The following is a 17,979-nucleotide window of genomic DNA, read 5'->3' as shown; positions in this document are numbered from 1 at the left end:
GATTTATTAGTTTATTTTGATTGATTCGTAATTTTTAAATTCATCATAAGATGATGTAATAATTTTTTCTCCTTTTTCTAAACCTTCTAATACCTGATAATAGCTAGGATTTTGACTTCCAAGTTTTATAAAACGTTTATAGGCTTCATCTTCACCATTAATAACATATACAAATTGACCTCCTGAAGATTGAAAATAACTACCTCTTGGAATTAATATTGATTTTTGAGCTTTTGAAAGTTCTAAACGGACTTGTAATGATTGTCCATTAGTTATAGATTTCGGAGGGTCATTTACAAATACTAACTCGATTTCGAAACGTCGGTTAACCACCTCAGAAAGGACCTTTTTCACTTTAAGGTCTATAAGTCCTCCATCGAAAGAGAAACGTGCTAATTGTCCCCGTTTCACCATACTTAAGTAGTACTCGTCTACTTGCCCTCTAATTTTAAAACCAGATTGAACATCTATTTTAGCAACCGTTTGATTACTTGAGTAAGATTCTCCAATTACAGGATCAAAGGAAGATAGCATACCAGAAGCTGGAGCACGAACTAACATTTTATCCATGCTCTCATGAATAAACTCTAAGTTTCTATGCATTAAAGATATTGATCTATTAATTTGCTGAATCTGTGTTAGGTTATTGCGCTTACTATTGGTTACATTCTTATCAGTAAAATCGCGCTTCTTTTGCTGGTATTTATAAGATTCTTTAGAGTTTGTATAATTATTTCTAGCTAAAATTTGCTTGTCGTATAAAACGGAATCTATTTTATATGCGCGCTCTACATCTGCTAAACTATTCTCACTGTCGATTAAAGATTCTGATAAATCTCTTTGATCTTTTTCTAACGATAATTTTAAGCTTCTTAAATTATTTATTTGCTCTATTATGGCAGTTTCCTGATTCATATAACTCAAAGTGGCTGCTGGGTTATTTAATTTCACTAATGGCGTTCCTTTTTCTACCAAGATTCCATCTTCAACAAAAATTTCATCAACGGTTCCACCTTCCATCGTATTTACTAATACCAGATTTATAGGTTGTACGTCACCATCAATTAAAATTACATCTTGAAAATCTCCTTCTGTAACAGTTTTCACTGCAATTCTAGAGCCATCTACTTTATATATTTTTTTATTTATTGCGCCTATACCAAAACCAGAAAGTATTAAAAAAGCGATAACACCTATCACATATAGTGTTTTAGTTTGGTTCCACTTTTTCTTCTCTATACGTTTATCCATTCCTATTTGTTTCATTGTGACATTTATTTTTTTCTAATGCTATGTGTTTAGAATAAGTAGAGTACTACAACATCTACTATAAAATCTGCAATTTTAATTAATACTGAAATCATTGTTTAAAGATTTAAATGTTATAGAATTGTCTATTAAGTTCTGAAAAACGGATTTTTTCACTACTCATTAAAAGCAACATTTTATTTTGCTTTTGTTCAAGTCCTGTTCGGTTTATGATTGCTATTTTCATACTGTTTGTTTTTATAGATTGATGATGATGTTTTATGAATTCGTTACTTATCTGTAACGTCTTTTACTATTCCAAGCATGGCTTTTTGTATACTTAATAGTTTCTGATAATTGATTGTTGCTTAATGTTCTCATAATGATATGTTTTTATTTTGACTAGCTAAGGGCAATCAATGTGCCAGAAAAAGCACAAAAGTTAAAACACTGTAGATAAGGTGTTTATGTTTTTATGGATTATTTTAAAGTGTTCATTATCGAACATTTTATTGTTCGTTATCGAACATTTTGTACATTAGTGAAAAATAAATAGATCCTATAATATGACAAAAGCTAAGGCTTCAATTTTAATTATTGATGATGATGAAGATATTTTGTTGTCGGCAAAATTGGTATTAAAAAAGCACTTTGATAATGTCATTACACGTAACAATCCAAAAGAGATAAATCAAATCCTTTCCAAAGAACAAATCGATGTTATTGTTTTGGACATGAACTATCGTATTGGTTTTAACGATGGTAAAGAAGGTTTATATTGGCTTAAACATATATTGAAAATTAATCCTAAAATGGTCGTTATTTTAATGACAGCTTATGGAGAAGTGGAGTTAGCTGTTAATGCTATAAAATTAGGCGCTTTCGATTTTATACTAAAACCTTGGACTAATGAAAAGCTTTTGGCAACAGTTCATGCAGGACTCACATTGAGTAGATCAAATCATAAAATCTCTATTCTTAAGCATACTAATGAAACTTTATTAAAAAATAATGAGCAGCAATTCGGACCAATTATTGGTGATTCTGATGCAATGCAAGATGTTATGAATACCATAGATAAGGTAAGTGTGACTGAGGCAAATATTATTATTTTAGGAGAAAATGGAACAGGAAAACAGCATTTAGCGAGAGAAATTCATAAAAAATCTTTACAAAACAATGGCCCCTTTATTCATGTTGATTTAGGTTCTTTGTCTGAAAGCCTTTTTGAAAGTGAACTTTTCGGACATAAAAAAGGTGCTTTTACGGATGCTTTAGAAGACAAGCCAGGTCGATTTGAAATGGCTGAAGATGGTACACTCTTCTTAGATGAAATAGGAAACTTACCCTTGAATTTGCAGTCAAAATTATTAACAGTACTTCAAGACAAAAAGACATCGAGACTAGGAGAAGGTATTGAAAGACCGTTTAATGCGAGACTTTTGTTTGCCACAAATGTCCCAATTCACGAATGGGTTGCTCACGGTAAGTTTAGGCAAGATTTATTATTTAGAATTAATACAGTAGAAATTACCATTCCTCCACTTAGAGATAGACCAAACGATATCACCGATTTCATAAATCATTACTTGCATTTATATAGCGAAAAATACCAGAAGTCTCATTTAAAAATAACTAAAGAAGCCTTGAAAGTGCTTCAAAATCATAAATGGCCTGGAAATGTTAGAGAAATTCAGCATACTATAGAACGTGGTGTAATTATGGCTGATAGTAATGAAATTTTGCCTACAGATTTTAATCTAACTATTATCCCTAAAGGAAATGAAGTTCAAAGCAATGAATTTGATAATTTAAACTTGCAAGACATCGAAAAGTTATTAGTTCAAAAAGCAATGGATAAATATAATGGTAATATTTCTAAGGCTGCTAAAGAATTAGGTTTAACCAGAGCTGCGCTTTATCGCCGATTAGAAAAGTTTAATTTATAACATTCACTATTTTGATTAAAAGATTCACATTACAAGTCGTTATTCGTATTATACTCATACTCGCTAGTTGTGTGCTTTTTTCTTATTTTGCATTAAACAGCTTGTGGTTTAGCACGTTAGGTGTAGGACTTGTGATATTTCTTCAAGTCATGCTCTTAATTCACTATGTAAACAATACTAATTATTCCTTGGTAAAATTTCTAGATGCTTTAAAGAATGAAGACTATTCCGTTTATTTTTCGCCATCAAAAAAGGGAGATTCCTTTGCAAAGGTGTTTGATGACTTTAATTTAATTATTAAAATTTTTAAACGTAATAAAATTGAAAAAGAAGCCCAATACAAATACTTCAAATATGTACTAGAGCATGTTAATTTAGGGATCATATCTATAAAAAAAGAAGATTTATATACCAATGAATCTAAAGAAGAAATATTATTTTTAAATAAAGCAGCTTGCGATATTCTTCAGCAACCAAAACACAAATATTGGCATCGTTTTGCTAATAATGTACCATGGTTGGTTAGTGAAATTAAAAAAACAGCAGAAGGCGGTAAAACTTTGGTTGACTTTGGTGACGAAACCGAAAAGAAACAGTTGTCGCTTGAAACCATTGAAATACAACTCTTAGGTAAGACGTATCTCATTATTACATTTCAGGATATTCGTTCTGAAATTGAGCAAAAAGAGATTGAAGCTTGGCATAATGTGATTAGAATTTTAGCTCATGAAATGTTGAATTCTTTCACACCTGTAAGCTCTTTGGCATCCACTGTGAAATCAACAACTGAAGACATTGAAGGAAACTTATTAAAAGTTGAAGCTTTGGATGACGAAGATATTCAGGATATTAATATGGCTGTAACGACCATTAAGAAAAGATCTGATGGCTTATTAGCTTTTGTTAAGGACTATCGAACGATATCTAATGTTCCAATTCCTATATTGAATAAAACTAATGTTAAGAAATTTTTATTATCAATTGAATTATTGATGAAACCATCAATTCAAGAGGCTAATGTTTCGATGAAGTTGTCACATATTCCAGCTAATGCAACTATTATGGCAGACACAAAATTGATTGAACAAGTCTTAATTAATTTGATAAATAATAGTATTCATGCGCTTGTTGGTGTCGAAAATCCAATGATAAAAATTAATTGTGCTATTGAGTCTGATAAAACTGTGATTAGTATTGATGATAATGGAAAAGGGATTGAAGAGAAAATTAAGAATCAAATTTTTATTCCTTTTTATACGACAAAGAAAAACGGATCAGGAATAGGGTTGAGTTTGTCTAAAAATATTATGAAAAAGCATGGAGGAAATTTATTAGTCAATTCCGAAGTTGGTGTTTATTCTTCATTTTCACTTGTGTTTAAACAATAACAAAATCTAACATCGTGCATAATTAATTGCTTATTGATGGAAGCATAGTGGTCGAGAGTACATACAATAAATCATTCCATAAAAAGAAAGTGGAATGACTAGTGTCAGTTTTCCTGACCAACAATTAATTTAAATGACTAAAATTTGGATAATCAGATGGCAATTGTACGTATTAATACTATTTTGAAATTTGAAAAAGAAAACTGCTAATGTCGAACCTTGAAGTAGTCCATGAAAACAACGATTATATAGTCGTAAACAAAATGGCTGGACTTATAAGTGAAAAAAGTCCTTACGAAGATTGTACTGTTGAGAGTCAAGTCCTTAATCTCCTTTTAAAAAATAAACGGAAGCCCTATATTGGAATAATACATAGATTGGATCGCGTGACAAGTGGCGTATTGATTCTCGCCAAGAAAAAAAGCATTCTTGTGGAATTTAATAATCTATTTAGTAGCCGGAAAGTTCAAAAAACTTATTTGGCAATTGTTAAAAACAAGCCACAAAAGAACAAAGAAAACTTAATTAATTTTCTCGTAAAAAATAACCTAGAGAAAAGAGCAGATATAGTTCCGTCAAGATCAAAAGACTCCCTAGAATGCAACCTTTCTTATCAAGTTATAGACAAAAACGATTTTGGTTATCTTTTAGAAATAAAACCAAAAACTGGTCGATTCCATCAAATAAGAGCCCAATTAGCAAATATAGGACTCCCTATTATTGGAGATGAAAAATATGGTTCAGATCAAAAATACTTCCCGCTATCTATTTGCCTTCATGCATGGAAATTAACTTATCAAGTCTCTGGTTCTAAAGAATTCAAAACCTTCGAAGCGCCCTTGCCAAAAAACGCTTTCTGGACATTCAAATCAATATAAACTTTGCAGCTAAAACAGAGGTCATTACAGTAAGAATCAAAAAGAATCACCAAACTCAAATCATACTATTTTTGGTAACTCTGGATATTCAATTTTTTCAATAATAGTTTCAACATCACTATTAACCCTAGGACTGAACAAATCTTTGCTCACAGAATAAGCAATTAAGTCATCTTCTTGATAATCCATATGAATCAATTCCTTTATCCCATTTTCGTTTAAATCATCTTTCAACCAATCTTGTTCGAAGTCATTTTGCAAAATAATTGGTTGCCTGTTTTTCTTATTGTGAATTTTAGCAAATAGTGGTGACGCCTTTTTTGTAAGGATGGTGAAAGTAACTACCTTATCAATAATTGTATACAAACCAGCTAAAGATAATACGTCATCATCTTTATGCTTGAAATGAAATGGATACTTTTTACTCTTATGTTCATGAGGTTCAAAAAAACCAGAAACTGGCACAATACAACGTCTTGTAAACACAGAATTTTTATATATAAAATGATCGAATAATTTTTCTGATTGAGCGTTTAAACCTCCACCATACCTTACCGCTTCTTTGTAATAATCTCGTATTTGCTCTTGTTTTTTATTCTTTGGTATTATTCCCCATAAAGCAGGTGCTAAAGCTGTAGGTCCTTCTTGCGGTATAATTAGCATATCAGGATGAGCAAATCCATTTAGATGATATCGAGGTATATCATATGCATCTCTTGCATCACTTTTAGTGAGTTCGGCATCATATCTCTTTTCAAGGAACTTGACTTTTTTTGTTTGTGAAGTATGAAAGCACATGGTTGTTTTTTATTAAAAATAATAAAAAGTATTAACTATTTCTTGGATCAGGAATAATAGGCAACTTCTTACTCCAAACGATATTCATACTATAAAAATCAAATCGATCTGTAATTCTTCCATAACAGGCATAAACTCCTAAACCATTGATCGGGTATTTATCTACAACATCAGTAAAATGGACTGCATCAAAATAGTCGCCATTAGAATCTATAAATGTACTAAGACGCATTAACTTACCCTTTGATGTCGTGTTAAAGCGTGTCGTAACCAAACTACCATAAATCAGAATTTGTTTGTTAATGAAATCTTTCATTTGAATTGCCAAAACACCATCCTTCATATCTGTATTAACCAAGCTAAAATAATTACATATTGGAAAACCTAAAAGTTCCATTTCATCATATGCATTTTCAATCCAATTATTATCCAACTTTGGCAACTTAAATTCCTTATGTTGAATCTTAAACAACTTTGACTGGCGACTCTTAACTCCATTTGCATTCAGTTTAAAAATAGCCTGCCATTGCAATTCTGTCTTTGTCAATTTTGCAAACCTAAAAGCATCCACTCTTATCAAAATGGTTAGTTGCTCAATGCTTATTGCAACTCTATCTATAAAGTCATCTAAGGAATTATAACTACCATGCAATTGTCGTTCTGTAAGCAATCTTTGGACGGTATAGGTTTCCAAATTTTTCAAGTAACCAAAACCTAAGTAAATTGATTTTCCAATCAATCGGTTTGGATGGTCGCTATTATTAACACATGGCAAACAAATTATAGCACCTTGTTTTTGTGCCTCATGTAAATAGTGCTCAGCACTATAAAACCCGCCTCCATTGTTTAATACAGCAGTCATGAACTCCAATGGATAATAGCATTTTAAAAACAAACTTTGATAGCTTTCTACAGCATAAGATGCAGAATGCCCTTTAGCAAAAGCATAACCAGCAAAACTTTTAATCTGATTCCAGACTTCAAATATCAAGTCGTCACTAAACCCTTTTGTTTTACAATTCGAAATGAACTTTTGTTCAACAGCGACAAACTCTTCCCTTGAACGAAATTTTCCACTCATACCACGTCTTAATACATCAGCTTCCCCAAGCGTTAAATCTGCAAATTGATTAGCCACTTTTAAGACATCCTCTTGATACACCATAACGCCATAAGTATCAGGCATAATTTTTAATAAAATAGGGTGTGCATTTTTTCTGTTTTCAGGATAACGATGACGTTTAATGAATTCGTCTTTCATACCTGAACCTGAAACGCCTGGTCTTATGATTGAGCTGGCAGCTACCAAACCTAAATAGTCTTGTGTTTGTAACTTTTGCATTAAGCCTCGCATAGCTGGAGATTCAACATAATATGCACCAATGGCTCCACCCGTTTTTAAAAGGTTATTTATCTTTTTATCTTTTTTAAAGGCTTCAACGTTTGTGATATCAATTGGTGGTTCATCAGGTCTGTTTTCTGCTATAATTTCTAAAGCCTCTTTGATTTTAGCCAAGCCTCTCTGACCTAAAATATCAAACTTGAAGACGCCTACATCTTCTGCTATAATCATATCAAACTGAACTGTTGGAAATCCTTTAGGTGGTAAATCGGTTGCTGAATAACAATGAATCGGTTTATCTAAAATCAATATACCAGCAGAATGCACACTCAAATGATTTGGAAATCCCTCGATTAACTTTCCATAGCGTAATACTAACTTTGAAATATCATCTAAATTAGAAACAGAATAATTGCCCTTACTTAACTTATCCATTTCTTCTTTAGGTAACCCAAAAACCTTACCTAATTCTCTAACGACAGCTCGATACTTGAAGGTATTATAGGTTGCTAATAATGCTGTATTTGAAAATCTTTTGAAAATATATGCAGTCACATCATCTCTGTCTTTCCAAGAGAAATCAATATCAAAATCAGGTGGAGATGCTCTAAACGGATTTATGAAACGCTCAAAATACAAGTCCAATTCAATTGGATCAACATCTGTAATACCAATTATATAGGCAACAATACTATTTGCTCCACTACCTCTGCCAACGTGAAAATAGCCTCTACTTTTAGCATAGGACACAATATCATAATTGATAAGAAAAAATGAAACGAAGTCTAAATCCTTAATCGTTTTTAATTCCGTTTTTAATCGCTTTAACACTTTATCATTTGGGTTAGAATACCGTTTATTTAAACCGCCATAACAAAGTTTTTCTAAAAGCTCATAATCGTTTTCAACTGAAGTGGTATATAGTTTTAAGTTTTGTGATTCACGATTATTTCCAAAGCCAAAATCTATATGACAAGTGTCTAAGATATTATTAGTGTTTTTAATAATATTTGGGAAGTCTATAAATGCCTTACTAATGTCTTCTAAAGCAAGCATTTTATCTGTTACCCTACATTCCTCTGACTTATCAAGCTTACTTAATAACGTGTTTTTATCAATAGCTCTTAGTAAGCGATGCGCATTGAAATCTTTTTTGGTTCTTATGGTTACTGTTTGTTGAATAACTAACTTATCATTATAATTATTCAGGTTAGAAAATCTCAGTTTTCTCAATTCTTCAATAGACACACCGATAAACTCATTATCTAAAAATTCGTCTTTTTCTAACTTTAAAACCTGCTCAAAAGGATATATAAGATAGCAATTATTAAAAGCTGGAGCGACCTCTGGTAACGCTATTTTATTTTCAGAATGATGTGATAAAAACACATTAAGCTCTTTAAAACCTTTATTGTTTTTAGCAAGACCAACATACAATTGTTTAGATCCATTTCTGAAATCAATACCGACAATAGGTTTTATATTGAACTCCTTAGCTTTTCTGATAAAATTTAAACATGCTGAAGTATTATTTATGTCAGTAAGCGCTAATGAGTTGATATTATTTTTTTTTGCCAGCTCTAATAAATCAACTTCAGAAAACGTACCGTAACGTAAGGAATAATATGTATGACAATTGATATACATTACTGTTTTCTATGTGCTAATAAAGTTGGTGGTTCTCCACTAAATGGATTTTGAAATCTTCCAATAGTCTTTGCTCCCATTGAAGATGCTCGCATAATACTCAATTCACCATAACGATCTCTAATGGTATCCATAGCATTATAAAGGCTCAACATTTCTACTGTGTCATCAAATAAATTAATTTGATAATTACCCGTTACAATATCACTAATCTTGACACCAACTAAGCGTATCAATAAACGACGTTGATATAATTTTTCAAAAAGTTCTAAGACCTTTGGAATAATTACATGATCTGCACTTGAATACGATATTTTGATTTGTTTGTTGTAAGTATTAAAATCAGAATAGCGAATTTTCACACTAATGGTACCCGCCAATTTATTGCCTCTTCTTAATTGAAATGCTAAGTTTTCAGCCATTGCAAAAATGGTGGTCCTTAGCTTCACCATATCAATAGTATCTTTATTAAATGTACGTTCTGTTGAAATAGATTTTCGTTCATGAAAAGGTATTAATGGTGAATTATCAATACCATTCGCTCTTTTCCAAATGGTTCTTCCATTGACGCCTAATGCACTTACCATCATTTCCAATGGCATCTGTTGTATCACTCTTACTTTATCAACTCCCAAATTGCGTAGCACTTGATATGTTTTTTCTCCAACTGAAGGTATTTTCCGAATAGATAATGGCGCTAAAAAATCCTTTTCAAAACCTGAATCTATTTTTAGCTGATTATTTGGTTTCGCTTCACCTGTAGCCACCTTAGAAACGATTTTATTTCCTGACAAGCCAAATGAAATGGGCAGTCCACATTCCCTAATTATTTTCTGTCTGAGTTCCGAAGCATATTTATAGCATCCATGAAATTTATCCATACCTGATAAATCGGCATAAAACTCATCAACACTAGCCTTTTCAAAAACGGGTACTTTTTCTTTAACTATTTCCGTCACCAAATGTGAATACTTAGTATAAATTGATGAGTTACCACGTATTACAATTGCTTCTGGACATAAACGCCTTGCAACTTTCATAGACATACCAGAATGCACGCCAAATAGTCGTGTTTCATAACTACATGCTGCAACTACACCACGATCACCAGTACCACCAACTAATAATGGTCTGTTTTGCAAACGACTATCAATTAAGCGCTCACAAGACACAAAAAAGGTATCCAAATCAAGATGTAATATGTTTTTTTCCATGTTACAAAATTAGCTACATATTCTAGTAATTATTGCTTACATTTGTAGTATTATGATAATAATAGCAAAAAACATAAAACATTTAAGATCACTTAAAAAGCTATCACAAGAAGCTCTTGCTGAAGAATTAAGTATAACGCGCTCAAGAATTGGATCTTATGAAGAGAACCGTTCTGCTCCTACTATTGAAGTATTAATCAAGCTTTCTGATTATTTTAAGATTCCCATTGATATTCTTTTAAGGAATGATTTAACGAAATCTAAGGATTCATCATTTATTGAAATAGGCAATCAACGTGTTTTGTTCCCTATTACAGTTGATGATAATAATGATAATTTAATAGAAGTTGTACCTGTGAAAGCCTCTGCTGGATATTTAGCAGGTTACGATGATCCAGAATACATTGAGCAACTTCAAAAAATTAAACTACCTTTTTTACCTACTGGAAAACATCGTGCATTTCCAATTAAAGGAGACTCTATGCTCCCAATGAAAGATGGATCATTTGTTATTGGTCGTTTTATTGAAGACAGACAAGAAATCAAGACAGGCAAAACGTATGTGCTTGTTACTTTGAATGATGGTATGGTTTATAAGCGTGTCATGAACAATATTGATTTGAATGGCTCTTTATTATTAATATCCGACAATAAGCTATATCATGGATACAGTGTTCCAATTAATGAAGTCTTAGAGTTATGGGAGTTTACTTGTAGTATAAACACACAAGAGTACAGCGAAGAAGAATTAAAGATAAGTAGCATTTTGTCTATGTTCAATGATTTAGGCGTAGAGTTGAAAGCCTTAGAAAAACATTTAAAATGATGTACACCATTATTGATGTTGAAACCACTGGTCACAGTAATAAAATTACTGAAATATCCATTTTCAAATATGATGGTACTCAAATCATAGATGAATATACGACCTTAGTCAATCCGCAAATGCTAATTCCTGATTTCATAACAGCTCTAACAGGTATAGATAATCTTATGGTTGCCAACTCGCCAACTTTTGAAGAGGTTGCAAATGAGATTCTAACAATAACACAGGACAGCATTTTTGTTGCTCACAATGTTAACTTTGACTACAATGTGATAAGAAATGAATTTAAAGCAATAGACATAGATTTCCGCAGAAAAAAACTATGTACAATTAGACTTTCAAGAAAATTGTTACAAGGTCACAGATCCTATAGTTTAGGAAAACTTTGTAATGATTTAAATATTAAAATCACAGACAGACATAGAGCCAAAGGTGATGCACAAGCCACGGTTGTATTATTTGAAATGCTATTGAATCAAGAAGGTTCAGAATCTGTATTCAATGACTTTTTAAAAAAATCATCCAAAGAGGGAACGCTTCCTTCACACCTTCCTTCTTCGGTTTTTAATGCTATCCCAAATGCTGCTGGAGTCTATTATTTTAAAGATAAAAAAGGCAAAATTATTTATGTAGGAAAAGCAAAAGACTTAAAAAAAAGAGTGTTAAATCACTTCTATAGTAAAACCAAGAAGTCACTTGATATGTGTAGAGAAACCAGGGATATTGACTATGAATTATCAGGTAGTGAACTCATCGCACTTCTCATGGAAGATGCAGCTATTAAGCATCACTTCCCTAAATTCAATCAATTAGCAAAACGTAAGCCTAAGACTTATGGAATATTCAGTTATGAAGATAGAAATGGTATAATACATTTAGCTTATAATACTTTAAAGTCAAGTCCAAATTCTATAAAAATTCTCCAAAGTATAAGAGAGTGTAGAGCCTTTTTAGAAACCATTTGTCTACAGCATAATTTATGCCCTAAGTACTGCCATTTACAAGAGGGTGTTACGCACTGTTCCCATCATAGTATAAAAACGTGTAAAGGTATTTGTAAAGACATCGAATCACATACAAATTATAATACACGTGTCTCGGATGCTATCAAATCCATAAAGAATGATTCCGAATCGAAAGTTATAAAAGAAAAAGGGCGTACACTTAACGAAGATGCCTTCATTCTCATAAAAGATGGTACTTACTTAGGTTATGGATTTATAGATAATTCTGAAACCATTAATTCTGAAGATGAGTTGGAGCATTTTTTAATTCCTCAAAAGGATAATTTAGATGTACAAAAAATACTACGAACGAAAATTTAAAGCACAACGAGTTTAAAAAAAACAATTTTATCCAGGATTATTTCTGAATCTATAATCATTCTCCTACGTGTTTTCTTCTATTTTTATTAACGGGTATTTATACCTGAAGCAGCTTGTAACAGCTTAATTATCTTAGATTTGAAATAGACCTAATCATTAGGTGTATTTTCGATTTATAATAAAGCTTATAATTAGATATTCAAAGAATAATGAAAATGAAAACTAATTATAAAATAACCATAATTGTGTTTATCCAATTGTTATAGGCAATCCTACAACAGACTATGGATGAATTAAGGAAGATTCTACAAATCACGATTAGAAAAAAAATACAGAGATAATATGATTCAAACAAAAAATATAATTATTATTCATGACGGAGCTACTGACGAATTAATGTCAATTCTATTTGCGGCCTCGATGCCCAATGTCAGTATTAAAGGAATCATGGTAATTAATGCTGACTGTCAAGGCTATCCAACCGCAAAGGTCAGTAGTAAACTTCTTGACCTAATCGACACGAAGGATGTCCATGTAGCCGTGTCAGGCTCAAGAGCCTGGAATCCTTTTCCCTGGACGTATCGTCAATACTCATTAATGGTTGATCTTTTTCCGGTAGTGAATCAATACAAAGAGAATGTAGTAGTTCCTGAACCTCAAATGGATTTTCCCTTGGAGAGCATGGTTGATAAAGTTTATCGTGAGAATAATAATTCACCTGTAACCTTGCTTTGCCTTTCTCCAGTAACCGATATCGCAAATGCAATTAAAAATGATCCTAATTTTGCACGTAAAGTTTCTGAAATAGTATGGATGGGAGGAGTTTACATTACTGAAGAAACGCCCTTTGGAAATATTGATACAGGAATAGCTCCAGGAGCAAATCCTAATGCAGAATGGAATGTATACTGGGATCCACAAGCAACTCAAGAAGTTTTAAACTCAGGTATTAAAATCAAAATATTCCCCCTCAATGTCACAAATAGCGTTACGTTGTCAAGAGAAATTATTCGAAAGTATTTTTTACCAGAGAGCAACAAGTATCCTGCTTTAGCACTTGCAGCACAAATGTATTCATTAGTAGCCTTTCAATATGGATTTAGCTTTTGGGATACGGCCGCAACATCTTTTCTTGGCAAGCCAGACCTGTTCACCTTTAAAAGTGCTTTTGTTGAAGTAGATACATCCCCTGATCCAGTAAAGCAAGGGACCATGAAGGTCGAGTTTATTTCAAAGATTGAACCAATTGAATCAACTATCGAGATCGCATCAAGTATTAATGTAAAGATGTTTTATGATTATTACGTGGAACAACTTAAAACGCTAAACTTTAAATAGCCCATAACACGGTGTAAAATAAATTAAAACGTATTTTACACTCATCGTTCTATGTCATTTTGAAAAAAAAAAGAAAACCGAACAACTTATACAAACCTGTATTAAAATTAATTCTTGTTACTTATTATGTTAGCTAAATAACTAGCATCTTTTGATACGCCGCCTAAAGTAGCCGATCCTCGAGTGTACATCCATGGCAGGCCAATAAAATACAACCCCTCTATGTTACATACCCCTCTGTAATTATTAGGATAGCTATCTGCATCCAGTTCCAATCCTTCTATCCATTTAAAATTTGGACGATAACCTGTCGCCCAAATAACATTTTTAATCGTAGAAATTTTTTCCTTTTCAAAAATGATCTCGTCATTTAATGCATCTTTTGTTCTCCCGGCAGATATCACATTCTCTCTAGAAAGGATTTCATTAACATCAGTACCTATAATCGGCTGGGTAAAAGAACTAATTTTCTTTCCTATCCAACTATACTTATTATAACTTAAAAAACCGGTCAATGTAAACCACCACCATAGTGTTTTACCCAAAATTTTATTTGGTATTGATCTCACTTTGGTATCACCAGAAAAATAAACAGTTCTAGATTTATCTTTAGAAATTTCGTCTAGGATTTGATATCCAGAATCTCCCCCACCAACTACCAATGTATCACCTCCCTGCAACTGATGCACACCCTTATAATAGTTGCTATGCATTTGAAGGATACTTTCTGATAGTTTAGTATGACATGGAGGCGTATACGGGATGTGGAATGGCCCTGTAGCAACAATTATATTTTTAGCCTCAATTTCACCATCTTTATACGTAACATAAAAACCTTTTTCTGTTTTACGTACCGATGTAACTAATGTGTTAATTTGCACAGGAATCTCAAATTTCTTTACATATAATTTAAAATAGTTAGCAACTTCAAATTTAGTGGGATAATGCCCCTTGAGAGCTTCAAATTTCAAACCTGGTAAATGATTGTATTCAGTTGGTGTAAATAACGTTAAAGAGTCCCATCTATTCAGCCATGAAGCACCAACTTCTTTTTCTCCATCAAGAACTATAAACTTTTTTCCCATTATTTTCAAATGGTAAGCCATAGACAATCCTGCTTGCGCCCCTCCAATCACTACATAATCTAACATCTATTGCTTATTATTATATTCTGCAAAAATAGACACAAAAGCAACAACTATTGAATAAATTTTAATTATAATCTTGGCAATGCAAGTAGCACCTTTTTTTATTTTAAAACGTTCATCCTTATAAATCTGCGTTCCTGTACTTTTTCTTTTGGCAACGAAATATATTTCGTTGCTTTGTCACAGATATAAAAAAACTATAGCAACTGAAAAGCCAACTTTAAATGAGTATGAAATTGGAGAGAAATGGACTTGAAAATGGAAATTTAAGGAAAACTGGGAAAGTGGTGACGGCACCAAAGGGATTACAAGTCAAGATGTAGAAATTATTTCAATTGAAGAGGTGACTGTGGCAGCCGGAAAATATATGGCCATAAAATTGAATACAAAGGCAGGACCACAAATTCAAGAGGATTCGATGGTAAAATGGAAGACATTTGGTGGTATTCACCTAAAAATAGAATCATACTCAGGATGACGGGACTGGGATCTAAGTAAAAGAATTAATCAACTATACAAATCCTCAATAAGGAAGATCTTCTCATTTCCTCTTCCGTTTTTGTTGCAGATTTAAAAAAAGGAAAACATGAAAAAATTACTAATAGTATTATTTCTAATCTTAATTAATTTAAAATCTTTTGGACAAGATATAACATTTGAAAAAGTAGCATTATCAGATTCAATAGGACTTGCTAAACAAATGCAGGAACTAGCAAAAGATTGTTTAAAAAAGAGAGACATTGAGAACCTTACAATTGAACCAAATGATCTTTATAAGATTGAGATATTGGCCGGTAATTATAAAGCTTCAATTAATGCCATTCAATCCCTTAGAGGCAATTCTGAAAATCTAATAAAAGTGCACCAACGCTATATTCAATTTGAACTCTTTTCAAAAGCGAAATTGAAACAATTACAATTGGGTATATCTTTTAATGAAGCCTATCAGTCCATCTTTAAAGAGTATTTAATAGGTTGCAGTGATGAGAAAGCCTATTTAGCAATTATTTTTTTCACCACTCATGATGCTGTAGCTCAATTCACTCATAGGTTTCGTAATAATCATAATGCTATTTCCAAACAATTTATCACCACTGAAGAAGCTATTAATCTATTAAAGTCATATTTCCTTTATCATGTGTACACCATTACTGAACCCATTGTTTTTAAAGAAATTAACCAAGATAATAGCAGTAGATATATCATTAAAGAAGAGCTAATCATTTCATCTATAGATGGGGCAGAATTATCTCTGACTACCGTTCGAAAAAAGAATTCTAAACCCATGCCAGCTATTTTAGAATTTACAATTTATGCAGATGTGTTGAGTAATACCAATGACGCTATATTAGCAGCATCCAAAGGATATGTAGGGGTCGTTGCAACCTCCAGAGGCAAAAGACAAAGCTCAAATGCTATCGAGCCGTATAAGCATGAATATAAAGATGTTTATGCGGTTATTGATTGGATAAGTAAGCAAGAATGGAGCAATGCCAAAGTAGGCATGTTCGGGGGAAGCTATAACGGCTTTTCTCAATGGGCATCTATGAAAGAAAAGGTACACCCCGCTTTAAAAACAATCGTACCTTCTGTTTCTGTTGCACCAGGAATTGATGCACCTATGGGTAATAATATCTTTTTTAATTTTCCTTATAAATGGATACCCTACGTGATGAATAACAAGTATTTAGACAATGCCGCCAATTATGATCGAGACCGGTGGAATAATCTTGAAAACACATGGTTCAGCTCTGGTAAATCATTTAATAAAATGGATAGTATAGATGGTACTCCTAATCCAGTTTTTCAGGAATGGATTAGTCACCCATCCTATGATTCCTACTGGCAAAATATGATTCCGTATAAGGATGAATTTTCTCATATCAACATCCCTATCCTTAGCACAACCGGATATTATGACGATGGACAACGTGGCGCTATGCATTATTACTTAGAGCACCTCAAATACAACCCAAAAGCAGAACATTATTTATTAATTGGTCCTTACGATCATTTTGGAGCACAATTTGGGTCGAGTGATGATTTACGTGGTTATCAAATTGATGATGTAGCTCGCATTAACATAAAACAACAGCTTATTTTTGAATGGTTTGATTACATCATGAAAGGGAAAGAAAAACCAGCGATTCTTAAAAACAAGGTAAACTTTCAGGTAATGGGTGCCAACAAATGGCTTAATAAGTCGTCACTGTCAGAAATGAGTAATGATTCGCTTACTTTCTATTTGAGTACTAATAAAATTGATAGAAACTATACTTTCATCAACACTAAACCTCCGAAAAGTGGCTCTGTAGAACTTAAGGCTAATTTTGCAGACAGAACAAAAATGAACAATGCTGATTACTATCCTTGGCCAATTATAAAAGACAGCATTAATTTAAATGATGGGCTCGTTTTTATTAGTGAGAAATTAAAGAATGAGATGATAATTAGTGGTTCGTTTACTGGTGAATTACAAATTACAATCAATAAAAAAGACTTTGATTTTGCTGTTAATTTGTATGAATTAACGCCCGAAGGAAAATATTTCCACCTCAGCAATTATATTGGTAGAGCAAGCTATGCAAAAAACAGAGAAAAAAGAGAATTGCTAACACCTAACAGACTAACAACAATCAGCTTTGACAATACAAGTATCATTTGTAAGAAAATTGCTAAAGAAAGCCAAATAGTGATTGTCATCAATGTAAATAAAAATTCATATGGCCAAATTAATTATGGCACTGGAAGAGATGTAAGTAGCGAGTCAATAAGAGATGCATCAATTCCTTTGGAATTGAAAGTAAATGCCAGAAGCAAGATTAAATTACCTTTGTGGTTCGACAATTAACGAACGTACAACAACGTGTATAATTAA

12 protein-coding genes are annotated in these 17,979 nt (G+C 32.4%); 7 read left to right on the top strand and 5 right to left on the bottom strand.

Annotation, left to right across the window (positions count from 1 at the left end; genetic code table 11):
- Positions 1-6: 6 nt before the first annotated feature.
- On the bottom strand, positions 7-1,266 hold the full coding sequence (locus V7719_RS14500; protein ID WP_335730652.1) for an efflux RND transporter periplasmic adaptor subunit: 1,260 nt from the start codon (positions 1,264-1,266) through the stop codon (positions 7-9).
- 548 nt (positions 1,267-1,814) lie between these two features.
- Between V7719_RS14500 and V7719_RS14495 the strand changes: the two genes are divergently transcribed.
- The 3 genes from V7719_RS14495 to V7719_RS14485 all read left to right on the top strand — a co-directional run bounded on the left by V7719_RS14495 (position 1,815) and on the right by V7719_RS14485 (position 5,463).
- Positions 1,815-3,197, top strand: a complete 1,383-nt coding sequence (locus V7719_RS14495) for a sigma-54-dependent transcriptional regulator (protein ID WP_335730651.1) — start codon at positions 1,815-1,817, stop codon at positions 3,195-3,197.
- A gap of 11 nt (positions 3,198-3,208) precedes the next feature.
- Positions 3,209-4,585: a sensor histidine kinase gene (locus V7719_RS14490; RefSeq protein ID WP_335730650.1), complete on the top strand. Its 1,377-nt coding sequence runs from the start codon at positions 3,209-3,211 to the stop codon at positions 4,583-4,585.
- Positions 4,586-4,794: 209 nt separating this feature from the next.
- Positions 4,795-5,463, top strand: coding sequence for an RluA family pseudouridine synthase (locus V7719_RS14485; RefSeq protein ID WP_335730649.1), 669 nt, complete (start codon positions 4,795-4,797; stop codon positions 5,461-5,463).
- 60 nt (positions 5,464-5,523) lie between these two features.
- Here the strand turns inward: V7719_RS14485 and V7719_RS14480 are convergent, their stop codons facing one another.
- Genes V7719_RS14480 through V7719_RS14470 form a run of 3 tightly spaced genes read right to left on the bottom strand, consistent with a single transcriptional unit; the run spans position 5,524 to position 10,464 of the window.
- The gene (locus V7719_RS14480) at positions 5,524-6,261 is read right to left on the bottom strand and encodes an SOS response-associated peptidase (protein ID WP_335730648.1); all 738 of its coding nucleotides are present in this window, start codon (positions 6,259-6,261) and stop codon (positions 5,524-5,526) included.
- A gap of 31 nt (positions 6,262-6,292) precedes the next feature.
- Positions 6,293-9,250, bottom strand: a complete 2,958-nt coding sequence (locus V7719_RS14475) for a DNA polymerase III subunit alpha (protein ID WP_335730647.1) — start codon at positions 9,248-9,250, stop codon at positions 6,293-6,295.
- Positions 9,250-10,464: a DNA polymerase Y family protein gene (locus V7719_RS14470; protein ID WP_335730646.1), complete on the bottom strand. Its 1,215-nt coding sequence runs from the start codon at positions 10,462-10,464 to the stop codon at positions 9,250-9,252. Before V7719_RS14470 ends, V7719_RS14475 begins: the two co-directional genes overlap by 1 nt.
- Positions 10,465-10,516: 52 nt before the next feature.
- On the opposite strand from V7719_RS14470, the gene V7719_RS14465 reads away from it, so the two are divergent.
- The 3 genes from V7719_RS14465 (at position 10,517) to V7719_RS14455 (ending at position 13,953) form a co-directional block, all read left to right on the top strand.
- A complete protein-coding gene (locus tag V7719_RS14465; RefSeq protein ID WP_335730645.1) occupies positions 10,517-11,290 on the top strand; it encodes an XRE family transcriptional regulator in 774 nt (257 codons plus the stop codon).
- Entirely contained in the window at positions 11,287-12,615 is a 1,329-nt protein-coding gene (locus tag V7719_RS14460) for an exonuclease domain-containing protein (protein ID WP_335730644.1), read from the top strand. The genes V7719_RS14465 and V7719_RS14460 overlap by 4 nt, the downstream gene beginning before the upstream one ends.
- Positions 12,616-12,957: 342 nt before the next feature.
- Entirely contained in the window at positions 12,958-13,953 is a 996-nt protein-coding gene (locus V7719_RS14455; RefSeq protein ID WP_335730643.1) for a nucleoside hydrolase, read from the top strand.
- A gap of 107 nt (positions 13,954-14,060) precedes the next feature.
- On the opposite strand, the gene V7719_RS14450 is transcribed toward V7719_RS14455, so the two are convergent.
- Positions 14,061-15,104, bottom strand: a complete 1,044-nt coding sequence (locus V7719_RS14450) for a flavin-containing monooxygenase (RefSeq protein ID WP_335730642.1) — start codon at positions 15,102-15,104, stop codon at positions 14,061-14,063.
- A gap of 583 nt (positions 15,105-15,687) precedes the next feature.
- On the opposite strand from V7719_RS14450, the gene V7719_RS14445 reads away from it, so the two are divergent.
- A complete protein-coding gene (locus tag V7719_RS14445; RefSeq protein WP_335730641.1) occupies positions 15,688-17,952 on the top strand; it encodes a CocE/NonD family hydrolase in 2,265 nt (754 codons plus the stop codon).
- Positions 17,953-17,979 lie beyond the last annotated feature (27 nt).

Origin of the sequence: Psychroserpens sp. (genome assembly GCF_036960315.1) — a bacterium.
In the GTDB taxonomy this organism is placed as follows: Bacteria; Bacteroidota; Bacteroidia; order Flavobacteriales; family Flavobacteriaceae; genus Psychroserpens.
The sequence above is the reverse complement of the archived record's forward strand: the minus strand, read 5'-3'. Positions and strand labels throughout refer to the sequence as shown.

Bases quoted from the DNA above. Each gene is read 5' to 3' on its own strand.
- V7719_RS14500 (WP_335730652.1), bottom strand. From the start codon at position 1,266: ATGAAACAAATAGGAATGGATAAACGTATAGAGAAGAAAAAGTGGAAC.
- V7719_RS14495 (WP_335730651.1), top strand. From the start codon at position 1,815: ATGACAAAAGCTAAGGCTTCAATTTTAATTATTGATGATGATGAAGAT.
- V7719_RS14485 (WP_335730649.1), top strand. From the start codon at position 4,795: ATGTCGAACCTTGAAGTAGTCCATGAAAACAACGATTATATAGTCGTA.
- V7719_RS14480 (WP_335730648.1), bottom strand. From the start codon at position 6,261: ATGTGCTTTCATACTTCACAAACAAAAAAAGTCAAGTTCCTTGAAAAG.
- V7719_RS14475 (WP_335730647.1), bottom strand. From the start codon at position 9,250: ATGTATATCAATTGTCATACATATTATTCCTTACGTTACGGTACGTTT.
- V7719_RS14470 (WP_335730646.1), bottom strand. From the start codon at position 10,464: ATGGAAAAAAACATATTACATCTTGATTTGGATACCTTTTTTGTGTCT.
- V7719_RS14465 (WP_335730645.1), top strand. From the start codon at position 10,517: ATGATAATAATAGCAAAAAACATAAAACATTTAAGATCACTTAAAAAG.
- V7719_RS14460 (WP_335730644.1), top strand. From the start codon at position 11,287: ATGATGTACACCATTATTGATGTTGAAACCACTGGTCACAGTAATAAA.
- V7719_RS14455 (WP_335730643.1), top strand. From the start codon at position 12,958: ATGATTCAAACAAAAAATATAATTATTATTCATGACGGAGCTACTGAC.
- V7719_RS14450 (WP_335730642.1), bottom strand. From the start codon at position 15,104: ATGTTAGATTATGTAGTGATTGGAGGGGCGCAAGCAGGATTGTCTATG.
- V7719_RS14445 (WP_335730641.1), top strand. From the start codon at position 15,688: ATGAAAAAATTACTAATAGTATTATTTCTAATCTTAATTAATTTAAAA.